This is a genomic window from Claveliimonas bilis (genome assembly GCF_020892095.1).
GTDB classification, from domain to species: Bacteria; Bacillota; Clostridia; order Lachnospirales; family Lachnospiraceae; genus Claveliimonas; species Claveliimonas bilis.
The window spans coordinates 1923657-1939461 of the sequence record NZ_AP024845.1; the positions used below are offsets into that span (position 1 = coordinate 1923657).

10 protein-coding genes are annotated in these 15805 nt (G+C 48.3%); all 10 read left to right on the plus strand.

Annotated features, from left to right (window positions below; translation table 11 throughout):
• The first annotated feature begins 17 nt into the window (after nucleotides 1-17).
• The 10 genes from EUBC25_RS09430 (at nucleotide 18) to EUBC25_RS09475 (ending at nucleotide 15788) form a co-directional block, all read left to right on the plus strand.
• On the plus strand, nucleotides 18-2315 hold the full coding sequence (locus EUBC25_RS09430) for a heavy metal translocating P-type ATPase (RefSeq protein ID WP_230105239.1): 2298 nt from the start codon (nucleotides 18-20) through the stop codon (nucleotides 2313-2315).
• A 134-nt stretch (nucleotides 2316-2449) separates the two neighbouring features.
• Entirely contained in the window at nucleotides 2450-2809 is a 360-nt protein-coding gene (locus EUBC25_RS09435; RefSeq protein ID WP_230105240.1) for an ArsR/SmtB family transcription factor, read from the plus strand.
• 33 nt (nucleotides 2810-2842) lie between these two features.
• Nucleotides 2843-4705, plus strand: coding sequence for a heavy metal translocating P-type ATPase (locus EUBC25_RS09440; protein WP_230105241.1), 1863 nt, complete (start codon nucleotides 2843-2845; stop codon nucleotides 4703-4705).
• A 35-nt stretch (nucleotides 4706-4740) separates the two neighbouring features.
• Nucleotides 4741-5268, plus strand: a complete 528-nt coding sequence (locus EUBC25_RS09445; protein WP_230105242.1) for a tetratricopeptide repeat protein — start codon at nucleotides 4741-4743, stop codon at nucleotides 5266-5268.
• A 19-nt stretch (nucleotides 5269-5287) separates the two neighbouring features.
• Nucleotides 5288-6526 carry a GTPase HflX gene (gene hflX, locus EUBC25_RS09450; protein WP_230105243.1) on the plus strand — a complete coding sequence of 413 codons (1239 nt, stop codon included), beginning with the start codon at nucleotides 5288-5290 and terminating at the stop codon, nucleotides 6524-6526.
• 35 nt (nucleotides 6527-6561) lie between these two features.
• Nucleotides 6562-9942: a PD-(D/E)XK nuclease family protein gene (locus tag EUBC25_RS09455; protein WP_230105244.1), complete on the plus strand. Its 3381-nt coding sequence runs from the start codon at nucleotides 6562-6564 to the stop codon at nucleotides 9940-9942.
• A complete protein-coding gene (addA, locus tag EUBC25_RS09460; RefSeq protein WP_230105245.1) occupies nucleotides 9939-13577 on the plus strand; it encodes a helicase-exonuclease AddAB subunit AddA in 3639 nt (1212 codons plus the stop codon). The genes EUBC25_RS09455 and addA overlap by 4 nt, the downstream gene beginning before the upstream one ends.
• 292 nt (nucleotides 13578-13869) lie before the next feature.
• Nucleotides 13870-14193 carry a PadR family transcriptional regulator gene (locus tag EUBC25_RS09465; protein WP_230105246.1) on the plus strand — a complete coding sequence of 108 codons (324 nt, stop codon included), beginning with the start codon at nucleotides 13870-13872 and terminating at the stop codon, nucleotides 14191-14193.
• Entirely contained in the window at nucleotides 14190-14963 is a 774-nt protein-coding gene (locus EUBC25_RS09470) for a DUF1700 domain-containing protein (RefSeq protein ID WP_230105247.1), read from the plus strand. The genes EUBC25_RS09465 and EUBC25_RS09470 overlap by 4 nt, the downstream gene beginning before the upstream one ends.
• Nucleotides 14964-15788: a DUF4097 family beta strand repeat-containing protein gene (locus EUBC25_RS09475; protein ID WP_230105248.1), complete on the plus strand. Its 825-nt coding sequence runs from the start codon at nucleotides 14964-14966 to the stop codon at nucleotides 15786-15788.
• Nucleotides 15789-15805: the final 17 nt, after the last annotated feature.

The following is a 15805-nucleotide window of genomic DNA, read 5'->3' on the forward strand; positions in this document are numbered from 1 at the left end:
TCAGAGGAGGGATTCGCATGTCGGAAGAAAAAATGCAGGCAGAACAGGAACACTGCCATTGTGAAGGAAAATGCAGCCATGAAGGAAATCATCATTCCCATGACCATGAGGAGCATTCCCATAGCCATGAAGGACACAGCCATGCTCATGGAGATCATCATCATACAGAAGTAATACACACAGGACATGAGTTTGACCATATAGATAAAAAGACGGAGCAGAGAATCTACATTCTGGAAGGGCTGGGATGCGCTAACTGCGCAGCGAAAATGGAACGGCAGATCTGTGCGCTTCCGGAGGTGGAGATGGCGGTTCTTACTTATGCTACCAAACAGCTTAAGGTGGCGGCGAATCATCAGGAGGCACTGCTTCCTAAATTACAGGAGATATGCTCATCTATTGAAAGTGAAGTGACTGTTGTACCAAAAGAAGAGGAAAAGCCTCTTCCCAAAGTGAAGAAAAGTATTTTTGAAGAAAACAAAAAGGAAATTTTGATAATTGCGGCAGGTGCGATTCTTTTTGCGGCGGGAACGATCAGTGAGCATATGGGAATAACTCCCCTGTATCCCGCTATAGGATTTATAGTGGCATATGTACTTCTTGGCTGGGAAATCGTATGGTCAGCGCTGAAAAATCTGACGAAGGGTCATGTATTTGACGAAAATTTTCTTATGAGTGTAGCAACACTGGCGGCATTTGCCATTGGCGATTTCGCAGAAGCTGTGGGAGTTATGCTTTTTTACCGGATAGGAGAACTGTTTGAAGATATTGCTGTTGACAGAAGCCGGTCCCAGATCATGGAAGCAGTGGATATGCGGCCGGAAGTTGTAAACAGGGTGGAAGGCAGCAATGTTTATGAGATTCCTGCAAAATCAGCGGAAGTGGGAGATATTCTCCTTATCCGTCCCGGAGATCGAATCCCTCTGGATGGAACAGTGGCAGAAGGAACAAGCAGGATCGATACCTCTCCGGTAACCGGAGAGCCGGTGCCGGTAGCGGTTTCACCGGGATCTTCTCTTGTCTCCGGATGTGTCAACGAGCAGGGCGTTCTGAAGATGAGAGTGGAGAAAAAATTAAGTGAATCTATGGTTACTAAAATTCTCGATTCGGTAGAGAATGCAGCTGCAAGTAAACCAAAACTGGACCGCTTCATTACCAGATTTGCGAGAGTTTACACTCCCATCGTTGTTCTGGCAGCTGTTTTGACAGCGATTATCCCGTCAATGATTACTGGAGACTGGAACCACTGGATTTATACGGCTATCACGTTCCTTGTTATCAGCTGCCCATGCGCGCTTGTGCTGAGTGTTCCGCTGGCGTTCTTTTCCGGTATCGGGGCAGGTTCTAAAAGAGGAATCCTCTTTAAGGGAGGCGTGTCTATTGAGGCTTTAAAAGATGTGAAAGCTGTTGTTATGGATAAGACAGGAACGATCACTAAGGGAGAGTTTCAGGTGCAGAGTGTGGTGCCAAAAGGAAGGATCGGGATGGAAGAGCTGCTAAGAAAAGCGGCTGAATGTGAACTGGGTTCGACGCATCCCATTGGAACCAGCATTGTGGAAGCGGCAAGAGAAAAAGGTCTTACCCTGGTACGGCCAAAAGAAGCGGAAGAAATTTCGGGAAAAGGCATTCGTGCAGTGATAGAAGAGCAAGAGGTGCTTTGCGGAAACCGGGCGCTGATGGAGAAGTATCAGGTTGATACCAGGAGTTTTGAATATACAGAATACGGTACGGAAGTTTTGATTGCAGTAAACGGAGAGCTTTCCGGATATATTGTGATTGCGGATGCCTTGAAGGAAGAAGCGGTCAGAGCTGTTGAAACATTGAAAAAAGAACATCTGGCGGCAGCAATGCTGACAGGAGATGCCAGGGACAGCGCCAGGGCAGTGGCAGATGCTGTAGGGATCCAGGAGATTTATGCACAGCTGCTTCCGCAGGAGAAATTGGAACATCTGCAGATGATCCGGAAGAAATATGGGCCGGTGATGTTTGTCGGAGACGGCATCAATGATGCGCCGGTTCTTGCGGGAGCAGATGTAGGCGCTGCCATGGGCAGTGGAGCGGACGCTGCTATTGAGGCGGCTGATGTTGTATTTATGACCTCTTCCGTAGAAGCAATCCCCGATTCCATCCGCATTGCTCGGGTTACCGGAAAGATTGCGATGCAGAACGTAGTGTTTGCCCTTGCGATCAAGGCGCTGGTTATGCTTCTCGGATTTTTTGGAGCTGCCAATATGTGGATGGCAGTATTTGCCGACACAGGAGTAGCGATGCTCTGTGTGCTCAATTCCATCCGTATATTGTATAGAAAATTTTAAAAACACATTACAAAATTGTTAAGTTCCCCCGGATTTCAGCGAAATAGTTGAAATATCGGGGGTATTTTGGCATAATTAACAAATGAACCAGTATTCACATGATAGCTGTGGAAAGTCAGGAAGGACGGTAGAACATGAAAAGAACAGAAGCAGAATGCTGCGATGTTGTGATGACCCACACAGGTACAGTAGAAGAAGTGAAGAAAAAGATGCCGGGAGATGGAATGATCCATGATCTGGCGGATTTTTATAAAGTATTTGGAGATGCCACGAGAATCCGTATTTTGTGCGTTCTTCTCCAGGCAGAGGTATGTGTCTGCGATCTGGCGGAGATACTCGGAATGACCCAGTCGGCAATCTCCCATCAGCTCAGAGTGCTGAAGCAGATGAAGCTGGTAAAAAACAGAAGAGAAGGAAAAACCGTTTTTTATTCCCTGGCGGATGGACATATTCAGACGATCATCAGCCAGGGTATGGAGCATATTAGCGAATAGAGCTCATATAAATGGGATGAAGAGGATAAAAGGATGGCAAAAGAACTGAAAATAAGGTGGATAATTCTGGCGGCAGGAATCGCGCTTTATGCAGGTGCAGTGGCACTGGTCAGGCTCACTGCCTTTGACAATGAAGTTAAGTTTTGGATTTTTCTTGCTATATATTTGGTGGCAGGATTTGAGTCCTTCCGGGGATTTCAGGAAAATGTCATGCAGAAAAAAATTTTAGATGAGCACTTTCTGATGATCGCGGCTACTGTAGGGGCTCTTGCAGTAGGACATTATGAGGAGGGTGTGGCAGCTATGCTGTTGTTCCAGATCGGAGGATCTTTGGAGGCTGTTTCTGTGGACAGGACAAAGCGTACCATAGCGAAATATATAGATATCCGCCCCATGTATGCAATACGAAAAGAAGGGGAACAGGAAGTGCAGGTGGAGCCATCCAGCCTGCAGATCGGGGATGTTATTGTCATAAAGCCCGGAGAAAGAGTTCCGGTGGATGCTGTGGTCACAAGCGGCATCACAGCTATGGATACCAAGGCGCTCACTGGAGAGACCGTTCCCCAGACGGTGGGGGTAGGAGACAGGATCTACAGCGGGAGCATCAATACAACCGGTGTAGTAGAGGCAGAGGTAAAGAAATTGTACAAAGACTCCACCGTATCCAGAGTAATGGAGCTGGTCGAGAACGCACAGAAAAGAAAGGCTGATACGGAGAGTTTTGTTCAGCGGTTTACGAAGTTTTATACGCCAGCGGTAACAGCAGCGGCCATATTGATCATGGTAGTTCCGCCTGTGTTTTTACCCGGAGCCCAGTGGAGTACCTGGATTTACCGTGCTATGATCGTGCTGATCGCCGCCTGTCCGGCGGGACTGATCCTGTCGGTGCCGGTAGCTTTTCTTGGCGGGATTGCAGCGGCGGCCCGTCAGGGTATTGTGGTAAAGGGCGGAAATTATCTTGAAATGCTGGCTAAGGCGGACACCTTTGTTTTCGATAAGACCGGAACTCTGACGGAAGGCGTGTTTGAAGTGCTTGAAGTCTATGCGGAATCTTTGACAGAGAGTGAACTTCTGGAGATTACGGCTCATGTGGAGAATTACTCCAACCATCCCATTGCGCAGTCTCTTATGAACGCCTACGGCGGAGAATATGATGCTTCCAGGGTAACCCAGGTAGAAGAGCAGCCCGGATATGGCATCAGCGCCAGGTATGAAGGGAAGAATATCCATATCGGCAACAGCCGAATGGCCGGGCTTTACGGTGTGGAAGTGGATGAAATAGAGACAGAGGACACGGTAATTTACGTTCTTGTAGAAAGCGAATACGGCGGATATATTGTGGTAGGAGACCGGCTCAAGGAAGATGCCAAATGGACCATGCGGACGCTTCGCGAAAAATACCATGCAGTATTGGTTATGCTGACCGGAGACAGCCGGGAAGCCGGAAACGCCGTTGCAAAAGAACTGCATATGGATTATGCTTATACAGAACTGATGCCGGAAGATAAACTGGAACAGATGGAAGAATTTATGCAGTGTCAGTACGAGGCGGAACGGGTTGTGTGTGTCGGTGACGGCATCAATGATGCACCTGTTCTTGCCAGAGCGGACGTGGGAATCGCTATGGGCGCTCTGGGAGCTGACGCGGCGATCGAGGCGGCAGATATTGTTTTGATGGAAGATGAGCTTCCCAAGATCGTGGATGCAGTAAGCATAGCGAAAGAAACCGTGCGGGTGGTAGGGCAGAATATCAATTTTGCGCTTGTAATGAAATTTATCGTGCTGGTTCTGGCAGCTGTTGGGTACATTTCCATGTGGGAAGCGGTATTCACTGATGTGGGCGTAATGATTCTGTCTATTATCAATGCGTCCGGAGTGGTAAAATATTGGCAGTAAAACTGCCTGAAACACAGCGGGAGGATAGATTTGGGATGAAACGTTATATAGGAACACTGGCGGCTCTGGCCCTGGCCGGATTCATGCTGACAGGGTGCGGCGACAAAACAGTAGAGGAAGGGGTAAGCCTTCTGGAAGAGCAGGACTACAAGGGAGCGGCGGAATTGTTTGAGCAGGCTGTAGAAAAGGATGAGGAAGACGCAGAGGCACAGAGAGGGCTTGGCATTGCCAAGTGGGAACTTGAGGATTACGAAGGAGCGCTGTCAGCCTTTGAAAGTGCGCTGGAAAACGGAGGGGACAAGACCGCAGAGATTTATAATCTGATGGGAAACTGCTGTATGAAACTGGATCAGGCGAAACAAGCGCTGAATTACTACCGCCTGGGACTGGAAGAAGAGGATGCAAGCGATGAACTGAAGCAGGAGATGCGGCTGAATGAGATCGCTGCCTATGAGATGTCGGGAGACATGGAGAGCGCCAAGTCAAAGCTGAAGTCCTATATTCAGGATTATCCTGACGATGAGAGGGCTGCAAAAGAAGCGGAATTTCTGGAGACAAGATAAAAGCAGAAGGGAAAAGAGCATGTTTGAGACGAAGGAAAGGAAAGAAAGAGTCATCCTGGTAGGGGTGAGTGTTTCGGATTATGACGATGTATCGTCTTCCTTAGATGAGCTGGAGGATCTTGCCAAGACGGCCGGAGCGGTGTGCGTGGGACGCCTGATCCAGAAGAGGGAACAGATCCATCCCACTTCCTATCTGGGAAAAGGCAAGATCATGGAGCTTAAGGACCTTTTGTGGGAGACAGAAGCTGACGGGATCATATGCGATGATGAGCTGTCCCCGGCGCAGATCAGCAATTTGAAGGCAGAGCTGGACACAAAGATCATGGACCGTACCCTTTTGATCCTGGACATCTTTGCGGCTCGTGCTTCTACAAGCGAAGGGAAAATCCAGGTGGAGCTTGCACAGCTGAAATACCGGCAGTCCCGCCTTACAGGGCTTGGCACTTCTCTTTCCAGACTGGGAGGAGGAATCGGGACAAGAGGACCCGGAGAGAAAAAGCTGGAAATGGACCGAAGGCTGATCAAGAGCAGAATTTCCAGACTGAATCAGGAGCTTAAGGAGGTCAAGAGACATCGGGAAGTGACAAGGGAGCACAGAAACAGAGAAAATATTCCGGTTGCTGCCATTGTCGGTTATACCAATGCGGGAAAGTCCACGCTTCTTAATTATCTGACAGATGCCGGGATCCTGGCGGAGGATAAATTATTTGCAACACTGGATCCGACCACGAGAGTAAAAAAGCTGCCGGGAGGACAGAAAATTCTCCTGACGGATACGGTGGGATTTATACGGAAGCTTCCCCATCACTTGGTCGAGGCTTTTAAAAGTACTTTGGAGGAAGCCCGGTATGCAGATATTTTGATCCATGTGGCAGATGTGTCCAGTCCCCAGATGGATGAGCAGATGCATATTGTCTATGAGACGCTGAGGGAACTTCAGGCGCTTGATAAGCCTGTGATCACAGCGTTCAATAAAATCGATACAGCCCGGTGCGAATATGTTCCAAGAGATTTCCAGGCGGACAGAACGGTCTGTATTTCCGCAAAGACAGGAGAAGGGACGGAAGAACTTCTAAGCGCTGTGGAAGATATTCTTCGGGAGCAGAAGATCGAGGTGGAGAAGCTTTATCTTTACAATGAGGCGGGAAAGATTCAGATCATACGCCAGTATGGGGAGTTGTCCAAAGAAGAGTACCGCGAGGAAGGCATTTATGTGAAAGCGTATGTGCCGGCGTTTATATACGGCAGGATATGCTGATCAGGCAAAGGTGACGACAACAGAAAGGAAAAAATATGGCGCTGCAGTTTGTTTTTGGGGGTTCCGGTTCAGGGAAGTCCCATTATCTTTATCAGAATATTACAAAAGAAGCGGAGGAGAATCCCTCCCTTTCTTACCTTGTCCTTGTACCGGAGCAGTTTACCATGCAGACTCAGAAAGACCTTGTTATGCACGGCAGCAGGAAGGGAATCATGAATATTGATGTCCTAAGCTTTGTGCGCCTGGCTCACCGTATTTTTGAGGAGACGGGCAAGGGAGGCTTCCCGGTATTGGACGATGAGGGGAAGAATCTGGTGCTTAGGAAGATAGGAGGGGAGCTTGAGCCCCGCCTGAAGGTGCTGAAAGGAAATATGCGGAAGCTGGGGTATGTCAGCGAAGTGAAATCCGTTCTGTCGGAATTTATACAGTACGACGTGGGGATGGATGAGATCCGCAAAGTGATGGAATCCTCAGGGGAGGATTCTTATTTGTATTATAAACTGTCGGATATTGCTCTTTTGTACCAGGGCTTCCAGGATTATCTCCGGGAAAAGTTTATCACCAAGGAAGAACTTTTGGATGTACTGTCCAGAGTGGCCTGTGAATCGGAGATTCTGAGAAAAAGCACAGTAGTTCTGGATGGATTTACCGGATTCACCCCGGTGCAGGGCCGTCTTCTGGGAGAGTTGATGAAAATATGCAGGGATGTGATCGTGACGGTAACTATTGATGAACGGGAAGATCCCTATACCTTTCGTCATCCTTACCAACTTTTTGCCATGAGCAAGCAGACAGTAGCTTCTCTTTTGGAAACAGCGAAGAAGATGCAGATTCCTGTCAAGGACCCCGTTGTTTTGAAAAGGCAGCCTGCTCCCAGGTTTGAAAATTGTCCTGCTATCGGGTTCCTGGAAAGAGAAATCTTCCGTTATTCAGGAAAAACATATACAGGGCAGCAAAGCGCAGTGGAACTTCATGTAGCCAGAAATCCCATGGATGAGGCGTGGGCGGCAGCGGAAAGAGTACGCCGTATGATCCGGACGGAAGGATACCGCTATCGGGAGATCGGCATTATCGTCAGTGATATGGACACATACGGAAACAGTCTTAAGAGGGCCTTTGGACGCTATGAGATCCCGGTCTTTATGGATCAGAAAAGGAGTATCCTTTTAAACTCTTTTGTGGAATATATAAGAAGTCTCCTTACCATGGCGGAGCAGAATTTTTCATTTGAGAGTGTCTTCCGCTTCCTTCGTACGGGGTATGCAGGATTTGAAGCGGAGGAGATAGACGAGCTGGAAAATTACTGCCTGGCCCTTGGCGTAAAAGGATTTGCAAAATGGCAGGAGCGGTGGATCCGGCGTTCCAGGGATATGACCGAGGAGGAACTTGAGCGGGTCAATCATTTACGGGTGATGTTGGTGGAGCTGGTGGATGATCTCGTATTTGTGCTGAAGCAGAAAAAGAAAACAGTGAGGGATATTACAGAAGCGCTCTATGATTTTCTTGTCCGGGAAAAAATGCAGCTCGTTTTAAAAGAACAGGAAGAGCAGTTCCAGGCGGAAGGAGAGATGGCGCTTGCAAGAGAGTATGCTCAGATTTACGGGATTGTTCTGGATCTTTTTGATAAGTTTGTGCAGCTGCTTGGGGACGAGACCGTCACTTTGGAGGAGTACTGCAGCCTTTTGGATGCAGGTCTGACGGAGGCCAAGGTAGGTGTGATTCCGCCCGGCATCGACCAGGTTGTGATCGGTGACATGCAAAGAACCAGACTGAAAGACATTAAGGCGCTGCTCTTTCTGGGGGCAAATGACAGCTTCCTTCCGGGAAATCTGATGCAGGCAGGACTTCTTTCAGAAGGAGACAGGACAAAATTTGCCCGGGAAAAGATTGCTTTGACGCCTGGAGCAAAGGAACAGGCCTATGTGCAGAAATATTATCTGTACCTGAATCTGACGAAACCGACAGAGAAACTCTGCGTATTTTACAGTAAGGTGTCAGCGGATGGAAAGAGCGTCAGGCCGTCTTATCTGATTCAGGAAATCCGCCGTCTTTTTCCTGAAATTTCTGTGGAGGATGAGGAAGAAAAGGCGCTGAAGGAAAAAGAGATGACGCCGGAGTCGGGAATCACGGAACTCACAAAAGGGCTGCAGGGGAGGGATGATGCTTCCGGAAGCGCCTGGATGGAGCTTTACAGCTGGTATAAAGGAGAGGAAAAATGGCAGGGCAAGCTGTCAGATCTTCTGGACGCGGCTTATTATGTCCGCCCGTCGGATGCGGTCAGCGAAGCGGTGGCAAAAAAGATTTACGGAGATGATTTCAGAGCCAGCATTACGAGAATGGAACGGTTTTCTTCCTGTGCTTTTTCTCATTTCCTTACTTATGGCCTGGCTTTAAAAGAAAGGCAGGAATATGAATTTCGGGCTGCGGATATGGGCAATGTTTTCCACAGTGCAGTGGAAAAATACGCGGGAAAACTTTCGGAGAGCAAAAGAAGCTGGATTTCTCTGACTCTGGAAGAGCAAAAAGAACTCTCAGACCAATGTGTGGATGAAGCGGTTACAGACTATGGAAATTCTGTGCTTTACAGTACATCGAGAAATCAGTATATGGTCACACGGATGAAACATATGATGAACCGTACGGTGTGGGCCTTGACCGAGCAGCTCCGCCGGGGAGATTTCCAGCCGGAAGCCAGTGAGCTGAGTTTTGGAAGCGGAAAGATTGACCGGGTAGATACCTGTCTGGAAGATGATACGGTGTATGTAAAAGTGGTGGATTACAAGACCGGCCACACTGCTTTTGATTTTTCTCTGCTGTATCATGGGCTGCAGCTTCAGCTGATGGTTTATATGAACCAGGCGCTGGGGCTGGTAAAGCGGAGGTATCCTGACAAGGAGGCGGTGCCGTCCGGGATTTTTTACTATCGCATCCAGGATCCCCTTGTGGAGAAAGGGGATGACAAGGAAACAGTAAAGGAAAAACTATTGAAAGAACTCCGCCCGGACGGCCTGATCAGCCTGGAAAAAAATTCTCTTGCGCATCTGGAGCATGGAAGAGAAGGGGAATCTTTGGCTGTGCCGGTGAAATTTAAAAAGGACGGAAGTCTTGCTGCTTCATCAAAAGCAGTAGATGGAAGTGATTTTGCCGTCCTTTCCAGATACGCCGGGGAAAAGGTAAAAGAGCTGCATGAAAGGATTGCGTCCGGCGAGGCAAAGATCAGTCCCTACCGGCAGGGAACCCGGACCGGATGCGATTACTGTGCCTACCGGCATATATGCGGATTCGATACAAAGATTCCGGGCTACCATTACCGTGACATTGAAAAACTCGACAGACAGGAAGCCATAGAGCGGATGGGAAAACAGATAGAAGAAAGTACAGAAAAAAGTACGGGAAAAGGAGAGAATGATCTGTGAGCGTGAAATGGACAAAAGAACAGCAAAATGTAATTGATCTGCAGGACCGCAATATTCTTGTGTCGGCAGCAGCCGGCTCCGGAAAGACCGCTGTTCTTGTGGAACGGATCATCACCATGCTGACAAGAGAAGAAGATCCGGTGGATGTGGATCAGCTTTTGATCGTGACGTTTACAGAGGCAGCGGCGGCAGAGATGAAGGAGAGGATCCGGGGAGCCGTTGAGAAGAAGCTGGCGGAGAGACCGGATGATGAACATCTGAAGCAGCAGGCTACGCTGATACACAGCGCCAGGATTACCACCATCCATAGCTTTTGTCTCTCTGTTATACGGGAACATTTTCACAGCATTGACCTGGATCCGTCTTTCCGTATCGGAGAGGAGGGAGAGCTTCGGCTGATGCGCCAGGATGTCCTGGAGGAGCTTCTCGAGAAAAAATATCAGGAGGGTAATGCCCGGTTCCTGGAATTTGCAGAGAGTTATGCCCGGGGCAGGGATGACCGCAAGATGGAAGAGCTGATCCTGAAGCTCTATGAATTTTCCAGAAGCTATCCGGCGCCGGAGGAATGGCTGGGCTCCTGTGTGCGCCTTTATCAGGTGACGTCGGAAGAAGAACTGTTAAAGACCTCTGCTTTTCAGGCGGCAAAACAGCGGATGGACTGCTATGTCCAAAGTGCTGCAAAACTGCAAAGACAAGCGGAAAAGCTGTGTTTAGAGCCGGACGGGCCTTATATGTACGGGGAAACGCTGGAAAGTGATCTGGAAAATATTGAACGGTTTGAGAAGGCTGTAACTTATTCGGATTATTATGAGGCGTTTCAGAAGATTTCCTGGAAGAAGCTGGCGGCTAACCGGGATAAAACAGTGTCAAAGGAAAAGGCAGAGCAGGTAAAAGCACTGCGGGAGGAAATGAAGGGGATCCTGAAAAATTCAGCCGGTCATTATTTTAAAGATAATATCGAAGAAGTGCTCCGCCAGGCAGCCCTTTGTTTCCCTATGATGAAAGTGCTTGCAGATCTGACGGGCGCCTTTGCCAAAGCTTTTGAGGAACGAAAAAGAAGCCGCAATATGATCGACTTCAGCGATATGGAGCAGTATGCCCTGCGTATATTGACAGAAAAAGAAGGGGATGGATGGAAACCTTCTGCCGCGGCCCGTGAATACCAGGAAATGTTCCGGGAGGTTATGATCGACGAATATCAGGACAGCAATCTGATCCAGGAAGCGATCCTTACCAGCGTTTCCGGGATTTCCCGGGGAAGGTACAATGTTTTCATGGTAGGAGATGTGAAGCAGAGTATCTATCGGTTCCGGCTGTCAAGGCCTGAGCTTTTCATGGAGAAATTCAATACGTACCGTCTTTATGAAGGGGAGGGGACCGACAGCGAGAAGCAGAGGATTGACCTTTACCGCAATTTCCGAAGCAGAAAAGAAGTGCTGGAGGGAGTGAATTATCTGTTCCGGCAGATCATGACAGAGCCTCTTGGAGGAATTGTCTATGACGACCGGGCGGCCCTTCATCCCGGCGCTTCCTTTGAGGAGCAGCCGGGAAATCAGCCGGAGATCCTGCTGATCGAATCACAGATCGAGGAAGAAATCCTGGATATGGCCGGGGAGGGAGAAAACACCCTCAATGCCCGCCGCCTGGAGGCAAAGGCAGTGGCAGGCCGGATCCGGGAGCTGATGAGTCAGGCTGTGGTGACAGACAAAAAAGACGGAACACTGCGCCCGGTACGCTATTCGGATATTGTGATCCTGACCCGAAGCATAAAAGGGTGGAGCGATGTGTTCCTGGAAGTGTTGTCGGAAGAAGGGATACCGGCATATGCAGGGACGAAGGAAGGCTATTTTGAGACACGGGAGATCGGAACTCTTCTGGATTACTTCCGTGTTTTAAATAATCGGAAACAGGATATTCCGCTGGCAGCAGTTCTTTCTTCCTATTTCGGAAAAATGAATGATGATGAGCTTGCCAGGATCAAGGCGGCTTATCCTAAGGAGCGCTTCTATGATGCGGTGGAGCATTACCGGACGGAAGGAGAAGATGAAAAGATCCGGGGGAAACTGGAATCCTGCCTGGGACAGATGGAACGTTTCCGCCGGAGAGTTCCCTATACGGCGATCCATGAACTGCTCTGGCAGATCCTGGACGAGACAGGCTATGGAGATTACACAGCCGCTCTTCCGGCAGGAGAGCAGCGGAAGGCAAATCTGGATATGCTGGCAGAAAAGGCCATGACATTTGAAAGCACCAGCTATAAAGGGCTGTTTAATTTTGTGCGCTATATCGAGCAGCTTCGGAAATATGATGTGGATTACGGAGAGGCAAGTCTTAGTGATGAACAGTCAGATACGGTGCGGATCATGAGTATTCATAAGAGCAAGGGGCTGGAATTTCCGGTGGTGATCGCAGCCGGCATGGGAAAACGGTTTAACCAGCAGGATGCCAGAAGCAGTGTGATCGTTCATGCCTCTTTGGGAGTAGGTCTGGATGCTGTTGATCTGGACGAGGGCACCAAAAGTGTATCCTTTTTTAAGAGGGTGATGCAAAGGGAGGAAATCCTGGAGAACCTGGCTGAGGAACTTCGGGTTTTATACGTAGCTCTTACAAGGGCAAAAGAAAAATTGATCCTCACAGGAACCATGAAAAATCCCGGGGAGAAGCTGGAATCTCTGCGAGCGGTAAAAGGCGGGGAAGAAGAACTCTCTTTTGGGGTGCTGTCATCGGCTTCCTCCTGTTTGAGCTGGATCCTTCCGGCCATTGCAGGCGGAGGGAAAGAGATGCCTCTTCAGGTATGGATAAAGAGACTGGAAGATTTTGTCCGTGCAGAAGAAGAGGAAAAGACAGAGAAAATATTTACCAAGCAGGCGCTGAAAGACTGGAATACACAAGAAACATATGATAAAGAAATGAAAGACAGACTGAAAGAGCAGTTTGGATACTCTTATCCCTGGCCGGATACGTTTGGACGGAAGCTGAAGTTTACGGTCTCGGAGCTGAAGAAGCGAGAATATATGAAGGAAGTGTATGGTGAGGAAGGAACAGAACTGGGAGAGATGGCCTATGAAGAGCCGGAGGTCATTCCGCTGATCCCGCGTTTCCGTATGGAGGAAGAAGAACTGACGGGAGCTTCCCGGGGAAGCGCTTACCACCGTGTTCTGGAGCTTTTGGATTTTAAGGAAGATTACAGTCTGGAATCCATGGCTATGGCGGTCGAAGAGATGAAAAACAGCGGAAAGATCCGGAAAGATATGGCGCAGAGTGTTCGGACGAAAGAAATTCTTGCATTTGTTTCCGGTGCGGACGGAAGACGGATGAAAGAAGCGGCAGAAAAAGGAAAGCTTTGGAAGGAACAGCCTTTTGTTCTGGGCGTAGATGCAGAAGAAATCTACCCCGGATCAGGAGAAGGGGAAACCATACTGGTTCAGGGAATTATTGACGTTTTCTTTGAGGAGGACGGAGAGCTTGTGGTGCTGGACTACAAGACGGATAAAGTGCGAAAACCAGAGGAACTTGCAGAAAAATATCATGCACAGCTGGCCTATTATGCAAAGGCGTTGGAACAGCTCACCGGGAAACGGGTGAAAGAAAAAATTATTTATTCCTTTACGCTTCAGGAGCGGATCTTGCTGTAATAATAGCGTCTGTGTACAAGGGGCAACACGGAGCGTATTGTCCCCTTGTACACAGACGCTAAGATGTTTGGAGAATTGATCCATCGGTGCGAAAAAAGCATCGATGGATTTTTTTGTTCAATAGGAAACTTGTTCTGCATATATTGACAAACAATATTATATGACATATAATATGATCATAAAAATAATATAGATAGATAAATAATATTGTTTTGCAACTAATTCTGTGTGCAGAGCAGCGGCGGAGTACACCGAGGCTGCAGGCAGACATGATAACAAAGGAAGTGATTGGATGGTATTTAACACCGGAGCAGCTCTTCTTGATGCGATCGTCCTTGCGGTTGTTTCGCGGGAGAGTGAAGGGACTTACGGATATAAGATCACCCAGGATGTAAGAAAAGCAATTGAAGTATCAGAGTCCACTTTATATCCGGTACTGCGAAGACTTCAAAAGGACGAATGCCTGGAAGTTTATGATATGCAGTATGATGGAAGGAACAGGAGATACTATAAGATTACACCGAAAGGATCCGCGCAGCTTAACTTATACAGGGGCGAATGGAAAGTCTATTCGAGTAAGATCAGCGAATTATTTGAGGGAGGTGCTATTTCATGAATCGTATACAGTTTATGACAGAACTGGCAGCGCTTCTTCAGGATATATCCGTGGAAGAACGTGTAGAGGCGATGAAGTATTATAATGATTATTTCGATGAAGCGGGAGAAGAGAATGAAGAAGAGATCGTTCGGGAACTTGGAAGCCCGGCAAAAGTTGCTGCAGAGGTGAAAGCAGGACTTGGAGAGGCTTCGTCGGATGCAGGCGAATTTCGGGAGACCGGTTATACCGATACGAGATTCGAGCAGAAAGAAGCGCCGGCGTATCCGGGGCAGGAAAAAGATTCGGATGAGGCAGGCGGCGGAACGGAAAAACAGCAGGAGAAATACACCCGGGAAGAACAGAGATCAAACAACAACTGGGACACCGGAAGTGAGCAGACAAAACAGAAAAATACCGGACTTAAAATAGTGCTGATCATATTGGTGATCCTGGTGGGGCTTCCCGTCATTGTTCCGGCAGGTATAGCGCTGATCTGTGCGGCGGTAGCGGTAGTTGTGGCAGTTGTGGCGTTGTTTGCCGGTCTGGCTTTTGCTTCCGTGATGGTAGTTTTGCTTGGTGTGACGCTCGTGGGAGCAGGAATAGCCTGCCTGATACCGGAAGCGTCGGCAGGACTTGTGCTGATCGGCGGCGGCCTGATCACATTTGTGATCGGACTTATTATGACGGTGGCGTCGGTGAGGGCATGTATGATCGTACTTCCCGGATTCTTCCGGGGGATCATCAACTTAATCCGAAGACCGTTTCACAGGAGAAAGGCGGTGGCATAAATGAAAAAAGGATGGAAACGATTTTGGGTGTTCTGCGGAGTTACGGCAGCGGTGGGCTGTGTATGCGCTGTGACGGGCAAAGCAATGGGAGCGACAGGTGTATTAGTTGATAACTATATGCCGCAGTTCTTCTGGAAATCAGGAAGTACCAGTGTGGACAGCGATCAGGTTGAACTTTTTTCAAATGTTAAAAACCTGAAGGTTGATACAGAAGGACTGTTCGTGAATATTGTACCGTGTGAAGAGAATAACGTCAGAGTAGAAACCTATAATGTAAATTCCAGACTGAAGCTTCAGATTAAGGAAGAACAGGGAGAATTGAAAGTGGAAACCACTGCCGAACATTATCCCTGGAAACTTTTGAATCAGGAAGTAGCCGGAGAAGTGACGATACAGGTTCCTTACTATTTGGAATTTGGAGAAGCAGATCTTCAGGTGGGATATGGAGAACTTGACGTAGAAGAGATAAAGGCCAAAGATCTGAATCTGGAAGTTGGGGCGGGAGCAGGAAATATCAATTCTTTTACAGCCGACACGGCGGAATTTATGGTAGGCGCCGGAAGTCTGACTGCAGTGGGCGAGGCTGGAAAAAAAGTGGATATAGAATGCGGAGTAGGAGAATTAAATTATACTGCAGAAGGGACGAAGGAAGACTTCAATTATTTCATTGAATGTGGAATCGGTGAGCTGAATCTGGAAAATGAAAGTTATTCCGGAGTTGCAGTAAATAAAAATATTGATAACAACGCCGGCAAGGATATGAAGATCCAGTGCGGTATCGGTTCAGTGAATGTTTCTTTTGAAGGAGCAGCGGAAGTAAGATAACAGAAATTACAGAAAGA

Excerpts from the sequence above, each read along its gene's own strand:
- hflX (WP_230105243.1), top strand. The coding sequence starts at position 5,288 with ATGTTTGAGACGAAGGAAAGGAAAGAAAGAGTCATCCTGGTAGGGGTG.
- EUBC25_RS09455 (WP_230105244.1), top strand. The coding sequence starts at position 6,562 with ATGGCGCTGCAGTTTGTTTTTGGGGGTTCCGGTTCAGGGAAGTCCCAT.
- EUBC25_RS09445 (WP_230105242.1), top strand. The coding sequence starts at position 4,741 with ATGAAACGTTATATAGGAACACTGGCGGCTCTGGCCCTGGCCGGATTC.
- EUBC25_RS09465 (WP_230105246.1), top strand. The coding sequence starts at position 13,870 with ATGGTATTTAACACCGGAGCAGCTCTTCTTGATGCGATCGTCCTTGCG.
- EUBC25_RS09440 (WP_230105241.1), top strand. The coding sequence starts at position 2,843 with ATGGCAAAAGAACTGAAAATAAGGTGGATAATTCTGGCGGCAGGAATC.
- EUBC25_RS09430 (WP_230105239.1), top strand. The coding sequence starts at position 18 with ATGTCGGAAGAAAAAATGCAGGCAGAACAGGAACACTGCCATTGTGAA.
- EUBC25_RS09475 (WP_230105248.1), top strand. The coding sequence starts at position 14,964 with ATGAAAAAAGGATGGAAACGATTTTGGGTGTTCTGCGGAGTTACGGCA.
- EUBC25_RS09470 (WP_230105247.1), top strand. The coding sequence starts at position 14,190 with ATGAATCGTATACAGTTTATGACAGAACTGGCAGCGCTTCTTCAGGAT.
- EUBC25_RS09435 (WP_230105240.1), top strand. The coding sequence starts at position 2,450 with ATGAAAAGAACAGAAGCAGAATGCTGCGATGTTGTGATGACCCACACA.